At 69.9% G+C, this 11,330-nt stretch carries 7 protein-coding genes; 3 read left to right on the top strand and 4 right to left on the bottom strand.

Going from position 1 to position 11,330, the window contains the following annotated elements; genetic code table 11:
• A partial coding sequence (locus ABZV40_RS45525) for a glycoside hydrolase family 3 C-terminal domain-containing protein (RefSeq protein WP_355456352.1) occupies window positions 1-3,456 on the bottom strand: 3,456 nt, incomplete at its 3' end.
• A 172-nt stretch (window positions 3,457-3,628) separates the two neighbouring features.
• On the opposite strand from ABZV40_RS45525, the gene ABZV40_RS45520 reads away from it, so the two are divergent.
• Together ABZV40_RS45520 and ABZV40_RS45515 are read left to right on the top strand one after the other, a co-directional pair.
• The gene (locus tag ABZV40_RS45520) at window positions 3,629-4,840 is read left to right on the top strand and encodes an ROK family transcriptional regulator (protein WP_355456351.1); all 1,212 of its coding nucleotides are present in this window, start codon (window positions 3,629-3,631) and stop codon (window positions 4,838-4,840) included.
• Window positions 4,841-4,896: 56 nt separating this feature from the next.
• Entirely contained in the window at window positions 4,897-5,637 is a 741-nt protein-coding gene (locus ABZV40_RS45515; protein ID WP_355456350.1) for a ribonuclease activity regulator RraA, read from the top strand.
• Window positions 5,638-5,641: 4 nt separating this feature from the next.
• Here ABZV40_RS45515 and ABZV40_RS45510 read toward each other — a convergent pair whose 3' ends face one another.
• From ABZV40_RS45510 to ABZV40_RS45500, 3 genes are all read right to left on the bottom strand, one after another.
• Complete coding sequence (locus tag ABZV40_RS45510) at window positions 5,642-7,654, bottom strand: ABC transporter permease subunit (protein ID WP_355456349.1); 2,013 nt, start codon at window positions 7,652-7,654, stop codon at window positions 5,642-5,644.
• Complete coding sequence (locus tag ABZV40_RS45505; protein ID WP_355456348.1) at window positions 7,651-9,075, bottom strand: extracellular solute-binding protein; 1,425 nt, start codon at window positions 9,073-9,075, stop codon at window positions 7,651-7,653. Before ABZV40_RS45505 ends, ABZV40_RS45510 begins: the two co-directional genes overlap by 4 nt.
• A gap of 175 nt (window positions 9,076-9,250) precedes the next feature.
• Window positions 9,251-9,961 carry an FCD domain-containing protein gene (locus ABZV40_RS45500; RefSeq protein WP_355456347.1) on the bottom strand — a complete coding sequence of 237 codons (711 nt, stop codon included), beginning with the start codon at window positions 9,959-9,961 and terminating at the stop codon, window positions 9,251-9,253.
• A 91-nt stretch (window positions 9,962-10,052) separates the two neighbouring features.
• On the opposite strand from ABZV40_RS45500, the gene ABZV40_RS45495 reads away from it, so the two are divergent.
• Window positions 10,053-11,210 carry a mandelate racemase/muconate lactonizing enzyme family protein gene (locus ABZV40_RS45495; RefSeq protein ID WP_355456346.1) on the top strand — a complete coding sequence of 386 codons (1,158 nt, stop codon included), beginning with the start codon at window positions 10,053-10,055 and terminating at the stop codon, window positions 11,208-11,210.
• Window positions 11,211-11,330: the final 120 nt, after the last annotated feature.

Genomic DNA, 11,330 nt, shown 5'->3' with positions numbered 1-11,330 from the left:
ACGGGCCGCTGGCCACCCAGGACGCCGAGGGCTGGCTGTCCACAGGGGACATCGGATATCTGGTGGAGGACGGCCAGGTCGTCGTCTGCGGGCGGACGGGCTGCCGTAGTCGCCCGCGCCGATCAGGCCGAGGGTCTTGCCGGAGCCGGAGATCTCGATGATCTGGCCACCGGCGTCCCCGCCGGCCACCACGTTGTCCTTGGTGCCCGGCTGCGAGTTCGGCCAGGTGAACGTCAGTCCGTCGTGGACGAACGTGGCACCGGGCGTCAGGCTGGGCGTGGCGCCGGCCAGTGCCTGGGCGGAGAAGCTGGCGCCGCCGCCGTCGAAGTTGCCCGGAGCGGTGTTGTTGTCGTCGGTGATGCCGACGTTGTCGAAGGCCGCTGCCAGCGAGGGGTACGGGGCGTGCGGCAGGATCAGCGTCGTCGAGTCGCTTGAGGTGCCGCGGCCGTTGGCGGAGGTGAACGTCGCCTGGGCCGTGACGGCGAACTTGCCGGGCTGGGTCGTGGCGGGCGCGGTCACCTGCCAGGTGGTGGTCACGGTCTGTCCGGGCTGGACGGTGGCGAACTTCGACGGCGTGGTGGCCTGGACGGTCCACCCGCTCGGCGCGGTGAGCGTCATGGTGACGTCGCGCAGCGGCCGGGCGTTCGCCGGGTTGGGCAACGTGGTGGTGGCGGTGAAGGCCGTGCCCGGCGACACCCGCGTGGGCGCGCTGAGCGAGAACGGCTGCTTGACCACGACCGGTGTCGTGCCGGTGACGCCGTTGACGGTGACGCTGATGGTCGCCACGCCGGGTGCCACGGTGGTGACCTTGCCGGTCCTGCTGACCGTGGCCACCTTCTGGTCGCTGCTGCGGTAGGTGACGTGTGCCTTCGCCAGGTCGACGAACGACTCGTCGTTGTTGACCGCCTCGACGACGCTGTCCGCGACCGGGTGCTCGCCGGGACGGCCGGTGGTGTCGGCGATCCACGGGTTCTTGCCGGTCAGGTCGATGCTCTGGCCAGGCGCGAACACCGTCTGGGCGGGCTGCACGGTGACGTACCGGACGCGCGGCTTGATCGTTCCCTTCACCGCCACCGGGCGCGCGGTGACGACGTGCTCGGTGTCCGCGCCCACCCCGAACTCGTACTGTCCGTTGTAGACGGTCTGCTTCCGCTGCTGCTGGTCCCAGAACGCCAGGTCGCTGATCCGCACCTGGACCGCGACGTGCTGCGTCTGGCCCGGCTTGAGCACGGCCGTCTTCTGGAAGCCGGCCAGCCGCTTGCGGGGCAGTTCCACGCCGGGCACGGTGAACGGCGTGGCCACGTACACCTGGGCCACGGTGGCACCCGGCACCGGACCGGTGTTGGTGACGTCGGCGTGCACGGTCACCCGGCCGTCCGCGGTGACCGACCGCGCGTTCGTCGTCACGTGCGAGTAGGCGAACGTGGTGTAGCTGCCGCCGTAGCCGAACGGGTAGGTGGGAGTGCCGGTGAAGTACTGGTACGTGCGGCCGAGACCGCCGGTCTGGGACGGCGTGAGCCCGTAGTTCTTCACGTCCGGCAACTGCGTGTCGTCCTTGTACCAGGTGAAGTTCAGCCGTCCGCTCGGGTTCTGCTTGCCCAGCAGCACGTCCGCGAGCGCGGTGCCCTGGCTTTCGCCGTTGTAGCCGCTGAACACGATGGCGGGGAAGCCGCCCCGCACGTCGTCGAGGGCGACCGGGCCGTTCGACTGGATCGCGAGCGCCGTCCGGTGGTTGCCGACCGCGCCGACCTGGTCGATCAACGAGCGGTAGGCGCTGGGCATGGCGATGGTGGTGCGGTCCTTGCCCTCGGTCGCCAGGTTCGTGTCGGTGCCGACGAACACGACCACCAGGTCCGCGGACGAGATCGCGGCCAGGGTCTGCGGCGAGCACTTCGCCGGGGTGGTCGACGTCGTGGACGTGCCGCAGGCGTCGAACGTGACGGTGGCACCGGGGTTCGCGGCCTTGACCGCGGAGGTGATGCCCTGCACCGGGCTCACCTGGAGCGCCGGGTCACCGGAGTAGCCGCCCAGGGTGACCACACCGGCCAGGTCACCGACGATCACGACGTTGTTGAGCTTCGCCGGGTCGGCGGGCAGCAGCTTGCCGCTGGTGCCGGGCACCGCGTCGTTCTTCAGCAGCACCAACGAGTTCGCGGCGATCTTCGCGGCCAGCGCCTGGTGTTCCGGGCTCTGGATCCGGTCCTTGGTGATCTTCGTGTACGGCACGCTGCCGGCCGGGTCGAACTCACCGGTCCGCATCCGCGTCGTGAACACGTGCACCAGCGCGTTGTCGATCACGGCCTCGCTGAGCACGCCCGCCTTGATCGCCTCCTCGACGTTCGCGACGGTGGCTTCGGCGCCGGTGCAGTTGAGCTGGGTGCCCGCGCGCAAGGCGTACGCCTGGCCGCCCGCGGCGCCGGAGACCTTCGCCCCGGTCGCGGTGTTCGTCCAGACCGCCGAGCCGTTGACGGTGGCGGTGGTCCAGCCGGGCGGCGCCCAGTTGTGGCTGCCCGGCGCGTACACGTCGCCGACCGCACCGCAGTCCGACGTGGTGTAGCCGTTGAAGCCGTAGGTCCGCTGCGCCAGCGTGTTCGCGAGGTAGGTGTCGGCGGGCGCCGGGGTGCCGTTGATCGCGTTGTACGACGTCATGAGCCCGTTGACGTGCGCGTTCTCGATCAGGCTGCGGAACTGCGCGGTGTAGTAGTCGCGGATGTTCGCGTCGGTCGTGTCCGAGCTGTCCGCGTGCCGGTTGTTCTCCACGTCGTTGAGCGCGAAGTGCTTCGCGGTGGCCGCGACCTTGAGGTAGCGCGACATCGGCTGCCCCGTGGGCGTGTGGCCCTGGTAGCCGTTGACGAACGCACCCGCCATCCGGCCGACGAAGAACGGGTCCTCACCGAACGCCTCGTCGTTGCGGCCCCACCGCGGGTCGCGGTCCATGTTGACCGTCGGCGCCCAGTAGGTCAGCACGCCGTAGTTCGCCTTGTCCGGGCCGATGTTGTTCTGCGCCACGCCCCACAGCGACTTGTCCAGCATGCCGCGGGCCTCGTCGGAGATCGCCGTCGTCTCCTGGTAGAGCAGCGCGGGATCCCACGACATCGAGCTCGCGAAGTTGGTCGGGAAGCTCGTGGCGTGCACACCACCGCCCACTCCCCCGTCGTTGGTGTTGGCACCCAGCAGGTTGAGCCCGTGCTGGCCCTCGCTCCAGTACGTGTACGGCTGCACTCCCAGCCGCGGAATGCCCGGTGCGCTGTTGGTGCGCAGCTGCAGCACCTTCTCGCCCAGCGTCATCCGCGACACCAGGTCGGCGGCCCGTTCGGCGAAGGTGTACCGGGTGTCCAGGTAGACCGGTCGGTCGCTCGCGGCCTGGGCCGGCACGGCGGGCACCACGAGTGCCACGACCAGCGCCGCCACTACACCCGCCCACCCACGCCGACGACCGGTGGGGACTGGGGACATGAGTACCTCCGACATCGCAGGTGGCTCTCGTCGTTTCGACGCTGTTGGGCGGCGACCAGCTAGCGCGGACCACAGAGTTCGCCAGTTTTGGACAGTAAGCAAGGTCCATCCGGGTCCTCCCAGGGGTCACTTAACGTCAAAGTCGGCTGAACTGTCCTGCTACCGTGACCGGATGCCGCACCCCGTGCCCGCTGTCCGGCCGTCCCCCGATCCGCCGGTGAACCTGCGCAGCCTGGGCAGGGTGCGCGTGCTGGAGGCGCTGGCCGAGTCACGGCGGCTGTCCCGGCCCGAACTGATGCGCCGGACCGGGCTCGCGCGGGCGACGGTCGGCTCGGTGATCGCCGACCTGATCCGGACCGGCGTCGTGACCGACGAGGACGCGGCCCCGCAGGACGGCCTGCGCACCGGCAGGCCCGCGCGAACCCTTTCGCTCAACCGGAACGCGGCCTACGCGCTGGGCGTGGACATCGGCCGTGACCACGTCCGGGTCGTGCTGTGCGACCTGTTCGGCGAACCGGTGTGGGACCGCGACCTGCACCGGCTGGTGGACAACGGCGCCGACGAGGTGCTCACCGAGACCGCGGACCTGATCGGGCAGGCCCAGCGGGCCACCGGCATCCCGGCCGAACGGATCCTGGGGGTCGGCGTCGGCATCGCGTGCCCGATCGACCGGCAGGGCACCTTGCTCGCCGGGGGCATCATGCCCGGCTGGGTCGGCGTGCGGCCCACCGACGAGCTGCGGGAGCGGACCGGGTTCGCGGTGCGGCTGGTGAACGACGCGAACGCAGCCGTGCTCGCCGAACACCGTTACGGCGTCGCACGACAATGCGACGACGTCGTCTACATCAGACTGTCCACCGGCATCGGCGCGGGCGTCATCTCCGACGGACGGCTGCTGCTCGGCGCGGGCGGTCTCGCGGGCGAGCTCGGCCACGTCATCGTCGAACCCTCCGGCGCGATCTGCCGGTGCGGCAACAGGGGTTGCCTCGAAACCGTCGCCAGCCCGGCCGCGATCGCGAAGCTGCTGTCGGCGAGCAACGGCGGGCCCGCGTCCACCACCGAGCTGATCGACCTGGTGCGTGGCGGCGACCGCGGTGCGATCCGCGCGATGGAGGACGCCGGTGACGCGGTGGGCCGCGCGCTCGCCCAGGCGGTCACGATCGTCAACCCGGAGCTGGTCGTCATCGGCGGTGAGCTGGCCGCGGTCGGCGATGTCCTGGTGGCGCCCGTTCGCCGGGCCGTGCAACGCAACGCGATGAGCTGGCACACCAGTGAGCTGCGCGTCGTACCGGGTGCGCTCGGCGACAGCGCGGGTGTGCGGGGCGCGGCGGCACTCGTGCTGGCGGACGCGCCCGAACGGCTGGCGGTCCTCGTCGCCGGCTGATTTCCTTGGAACTCTCCGGCAGTTGCGGTCAGCGCGGATCTCAGGGAGTCAACGACGTGGTCGAGACGCACGACATCGTTCGCCCGCCCGCCGAGCTCAGCGCGGCCATCGCGGCCATCGGCAGCGCGACGGCCAGCGCCGAGCTCAGCCGCATGGGCATCCGCAGCGCTTTCATCCGCGGCCCGGTGTCGGTGACGCCCGGCGTGCGCGTGGCGGGCCCGGCGCTGACGCTGCAGTTCCTGCCGAAGCGCGAGGACCTCTACCCGGTCGACGAGTACGCCGAGCCGGAGAAGCAGCTGCACCGGCACGTCATGTACCACGCCCAGCCCGGCGACATGATCGTCGTCGACGCGCGCGGTGACATGGGCAGCGGTGTGTTCGGCGAGATGATGCTGACCTACTTCAAGGGCCGCGGCGGTGCCGGTGTGGTGGTCGACGGGTGTCTGCGCGACATCGGCGAGGCCAAGCGGCTCGGCCTCGGGCTCTGGATCCGCGGCGCCACACCGAACTTCCACGCCCAGACCGACATCGTCCCGGCCGCCGTCAACGTCCCGGTGGCGTGCGGTGGCACGCTCGTCGAACCGGGCGACATCGTCGTCGCCGACGACGACGGCGCGGTCGTGGTGCCGATCAAGCTCGCCCCCGCACTGCTGGCCGCCGCCCAGGAGCACGCGGAATGGGAGGAGTTCTCCCGGATCCGGCTGGCCGAGGGCGGCGACCTGCGGCGGTACTACCCGCTGTCGGACGAGGCCCGGCCCGAGTACGAGCGGTGGCGTGCCGAGCAGGGCCGGGCCTGACCTCTCACCCCTTCACGGCCCCGGCGGTGAGGCCCTCGGTCAGGAACCGCTGCCCGAACCCGTACATGAGCACGACGGGGACGCTGATCAGCAGCGAGGCCGCGGCCAGCTGCCCCTGCGGCACCACGTCACCGAAGATCATCGACTGCATGCCGACGGGCAGCGTCTTGTAGTCGTCCTTGGTGATGAACACGAAGGCGAACAGGAACTCGTTCCACGCGTTGGTGAGCGTGAACAGCGCGACCGCGAGCAGCCCCGGTTTGGCCAGCGGCAGGACGATCCGCAGGAACGCCCCGAACCGCGTGCAGCCGTCGACGAGCGCGGCCTCCTCGAGGTCGGCCGGGATCGACTTGAAGTAGCCGACGAGCAGCCACGTCGCGAACGGCAACGTGAACGTGGGATAGGCGAGGACGAGCGACCACAACGAGTCGTTGAGCCCGATCCCGCTCATCAGCTGGTACAGCGGGATGAACAGCAACGCGCCCGGCATGACGTAGGTGAGCAGGATCGTCACCGTGAAGCTCTCCGAACCCCGGAACCTCAAGCGCGCCAAGGCATAGCCGGCCAGTGCCGCGCAGACCAGGGCGATCACCGTGGAGGCCACCGACACCAGGATCGTGTTGACGTACCAGGTGCCGAACGCCCTGCCCGTGAACAGGTTGGTGAACTGCTCGGTCGTCCACGGGGTCGGCCAGAGGTCGTCCGTGCGCGCGACGATCTGGTCGTCGGACTTGAAGGCCGTGACCGTCATCCAGTACAGCGGGGCGAGCACGAAACCCAGCAGCCCCAGGAGTGCTATCCCGCTGCCGGTGCCGCCGACCACGCGTGCGGCCAGTCGGTTGCCCCGCGCGGCGAGGACGGAGACCACCCGTCCGACCGCGGCCGCGAGCACCACGAACACGCCCAGCACGAGCGCGGCCTTCCACACGATGTGCGGCGACGCCCAGACCAGCACGAGCACCGAAGCCACGACGATCACCCACGGCAGCGCCCGGCGCTGGGCGGGCGTCAGCCGCCTGCGCCCCAGGTCCCCCGCGCCCGGCCGGTCGTTGCGGCGCATCAGCCGCACGAGGATCACCACCAGGACGCCGATGATCGGCAGCATCACCAGCGTGACCGCGGCGCCCGCGCCGAGCTGCAGCTGCTGGATGGCCTTCGAGTAGGCCACCATCACGTACGGGGCGGTGGCGTCGCCCGGTCCGCCCTGGGTCATCAGCCAGATCAGGTCGAAGTTGTTGAACGTCCAGATCGACGACAGCAGCACCGTCACGATCATGACGTTGCGCAGCCCCGGCAACGTGATGTGCACGAACCGCTGCCACGGCGACGCACCGTCTACAATGGCCGCTTCGTACAGACTGCCGTCGATGGCCTTGAGCCCGGCGAGGAACGTCACCGCGAAGAACGGGATGCCCTTCCAGACGTTGACCAGGATGACCGCCGGCAGCGCGAGCGCGGGATCGGACAGCCACTCCGCGGGCCAGCGGTCGACGAGCCCGATCGCGGCCAGAGCGGGCCCGATGCCCGAGTCGGTGAGCAGGACGTTGACGCTGCCGAAGATCGGGTCGAACAGGGACCGCCAGGTGAAGGCCGTGACCACCGTCGGCACCACCCACGGCAGCAGGATCACCCCGGCGACGACCGCCCGGCCGCGGCGCAGGTGGTGAAGCATCATCGCCGCGATGAGACCGAGGGTCACCTTGAAGATCTCGGCGTACGCGGTGAAGACGAACGAGTTCAGCACGCCCTTGTGGAACAGGGCGTCGTGGATGAGGGCGGTGTAGTTGTCCAGCCCGACGAAGACCGTGTCCGCACCGTGGCGTTCCGTGGCGCTGGTGAGGACCGAGCTGACGATCGGGACCAGGATCAGACCCGCGACCAGCACCAGCGTCGGCCCGATGAACACCGCCGCGAGCCGCCAGTCGCGCCCGAGCAGGCGCTGCGACCGGGTGAGCGAGGAGGACGACGGGCTCGGCGCCGCACGGACCGGCGCCGGCCGCGTGCGCAGGACGGTCACTGCTTGTAGCCCTGCTGCTCGAAGATCTGGACGATCCGCGCGTGCGTCGAGGCGACGGCGTCGGCGGGCTTGGTGCCCTGGATGACCGACTGCATCATGTCGGTCAGCACGTAGGCGGCGGTGGCGGCCTGCTCACCGGGGCTCGGCGCCTGGGGGAACGCGAAACCGGTCCTGGTCTTCACCGGGAGCGGCGTGCGGGTCTGCTCCCGCAGCGCCGGGAAGGCCGGGTCACCGCTGGTGTAGTACGGGTCGGAGTCCCACACCTTGTCCCACGAGGGGTTGACCAGGCACGGCGCTCCCTTCGCGACACCGAGCAGCGCGGTCCCGCCGACCATGAACTTCGCCACCAGCCTGGCGAGATCGGGGTTCTTCGCCCCCTTGAACACGACGAACGAGTTGGACTCGCCGAACGCGAGCGGCTGGTCGAGCGCGGGGCCGGTGGCGCCGTTGAACACGTGCGTGTTGCCGTAGACCGGGTTGTTCTTGGTCTTCGAGTCGGCGTACACGCTGAACTGGTTGAGGGTGAGCCCCAGGATCTGGGCCAGCCAGTTCTCGTTGTTGCTCGAGTCGGTCCAGCTGCCGACCCCCGGTGGCAGCATCGGCGAGTACTTCGGGTTCGTGTAGATGTCGCCGATGAACGTGACGGCGGCGACGGTCTCCGGCGAGTTGAACACCACCTTCGTGCCGGTGTTGTCCGCGATCGCCCCGCCGTAGCAGTTGATGACGTTCGTGATGAAGCCGTTGGCGTCGCCGGACCGGTTCACGGTGAGGCCCCAGCCGAAGCGCTTCTTCGCCGGGTCGGAGACCTCCAGCGCGTTGTCCCGCAACTCCTCCCACGTGTAGTGGGGCTTGAGCGGGAGCCCCTTCTCCGTGTACCAGTCCTTGCGCAGGTACATCGCGGTGGCGATGAAGTGGTACGGGATCGCGAACCAGCGCCCGCCGAACACGCAGTAGGTGTTCGCCTCCGTCGCGGGTTCCCCGTAGAGCTTGCGCATCTCGTCGACCACGTCGGTGACGTCGGTGAGGGCGCCGAGGTTGTGGAGCTGGCCGACGAACCGACGGTCGCTCACGAAGGCCAGGTCGCGACTGGTGCCCGCCTTCACCTCGGCGTCCATCTTCGCGACCATGTCACCGGCGTCGCCGGAGACCAGGTCGTTGTGGATCGTGGTGCCGGTCGCCTGCGCGAAAACCTGCAGCGACTTGTCCAGCGCCTTGTTGGCGGACTCCGAGTACAGCTTCTGCGAGAGCATCCCCACCGACCCGCCGCGCAGCGAGGACGCCTGGTCGAGCAACGCCTGGGGCACCTGGACGTCGACCTGCGGCGCCGGCGCCGGTCCGCCGCCGCACCCGGCGAGACCGAGCACGCCCAGCGCGCTGGCGCCGAGGAACGTGCGCCGCGATAAGCCCGCTTTCTCTTCCATGTCAACAACTCCTCTCGCGTCCGAGCGAGCGGACGCTTGCCGACGGGGCGACGTTGCAACCGGCGGGACAACGAGGCGGGAGCCGCGCTGCCGGGTCTGGCGGGGTCGGGATGAAGGGCTCCTTCATCCACTCCAGGTGGATGAAGGAGCCCTTCATCCACCTGGCTGCAGTGCGCTAGCGACGCCGAGCGGCCCGCTTGGTCTGCTTTCCTTTCTCGGCGATGAGCGTGGAGTAGTTGTTGCTCAGGTGTCTGCGCATCGCCGCGCGGGCAGCCGCCGGGTCGCGCGCCACCAGAGCCTCGTAGATCTCGGTGTGCTCGGCGGTGGCGCGGCACAGCCCGGCCGGCGCCTCGTTGGTGATGCGCCGGCTCGCCGTGCCGAGCCAGCGGGCGGAGTACATGATCCGGTCGAGGATGCGGTTGTCGGCCGCGCGGCAGATCTCCATGTGGAACTCGTGGTCGACCTCGAGGTAGGCGTCCGGGTCCGCCTCGAGTGCCGCCATGCGGTCGAGCTCTCCCCTGAGCCGGTCCAGCGTCTCGCCGGTGACGCTGGCCGCGGCCATGGCGGCGAGCTCGGGTTCGAGCAGCACGCGCATCTGGTGCAGTTCCTGCAGGAGCTCGCCGACGATCTCCGCGGGCAGCCACTCGATCAGCAGGGGGCTCAGGTAGTCCCACTCCGCGCGAGGACGCACGACGACGCGGCGGCCCTGCGCGACGTCGACGATGTCGAGCGAGGCGAGGATCTTGAGCGTCTCCCGCGCGACCACGCGGGACACCCCGAACTCCCGGGAGATGTCGAGCTCGGACGGGGCACGGCCGTCGGAGATGTCGCCGCTCACGATGCGCCGGGTCAGGTGTGCCGCGACCTGCACCGGGAGAGTCCGCACCTTGACAGCGTCCAGAGACTCTTGTCTCCTTTGCATGTCATCAGCTTATAGGACAAGTTACCCACCGCGACAGCCCGGAGACGGGAGAGCGATGCGGATCGTCAACATCACGACGGCGGTGGTGGCCTACCACGGTCAGGCCACCCTGGTGCGGATCGACACCGACGAGGGCCTCAGCGGGTTCGGCGAGGCCAATCCCGACGCGGGTGCCGGTGCCGTCGTCGGAATGATCAACACCCTCACACCCCTGCTGCTCGGCGAGGACCCGCGCAACGTCGAGCGGTGCTGGGAGAAACTGCGCCGCAACAACGTCTTCGCCGGTGCCCAGGGCGGGGTGTTCGTGATCGCCCTGTCCGGGATCGAGATCGCACTGTGGGACCTCGCGGGTAAGGCCGCCGGGCAGCCTGTCCACCGGCTGCTCGGCGGGAAGTTCCGCGACCGCGTCCGCCTCTACGCCGACTGCGGCGACGGCGACGACCCGGCCGGCTCGATCGCCGGCTGCGTCGACCGGGCGCAGCGGATGGTCGCCGAGGGCTTCACCGCCCTCAAGTTCGACGTCGACAACCTGCGCCACCCGGCCAAGTTCGACGCGTTCAACCACACGGTCAACGCCGCCGAGCTGCGGTCGATGGTCGAGCGCGTGGCCGCCGTCCGGGAGGCGATCGGGCCGGACGTCGATCTCGCCATCGACCTGCACGCCCGCTACGACGTGCCGAGCGCGTGCCGGATCTCGTGGGAGCTCGAACCGTTCCGCCTGATGTGGCTGGAGGAACCGGTGCCGGCGGAGAACGTCGACGCGCTGGTGCGGGTGCGCGCCCAGACCCGCACGCCGATCTGCGCGGGCGAGAACCTCTACCTGCGCTGGGGATTCCGCGAGCTGCTCGAACGCGGTGCCGTGGACGTGATCGAACCGGACGTGCCGAAGTGCGGCGGCCTCGCCGAGGCCAAGAAGATCGCCAACCTCGCGGAGCTGCACTACATCCCCTTCGCACCGCACCTGGTGTCCACGCCGCTGGGCACGATGGCGACATCGCACCAGTGCGCGGCGATCCCGAACTTCTTCGTCCAGGAATGGCACGCCCTCGACGAGCGCGCGGTGTGGGACAGCTACGTCCACGCGCCCGACGGGAGCGGCTCGATCGTCAAGGACGGCTACATCACGCTTCCCGACACCCCCGGCATCGGCGTGGAGCTCGACATGGACGGCGTGCGGGCCCACGCCGTCGCGGGCTACGGGGTGTTCGAGTAGGCGCCTGTCCGCAACCCGCCTGCCCGGGGGGCAGTTACGTGGATGAAGGGCGCCTTCAACCAAAACACGTGGGGGAAGGCGCCCATCAAAAACCACACCAGGCCGGCCCATCAAGCGATA

Source organism: Lentzea sp. NPDC004782, from assembly GCF_040609115.1.
In the GTDB taxonomy this organism is placed as follows: Bacteria; Actinomycetota; Actinomycetes; order Mycobacteriales; family Pseudonocardiaceae; genus Lentzea.
This window is presented reverse-complemented; position numbering and strand designations above follow the sequence as displayed.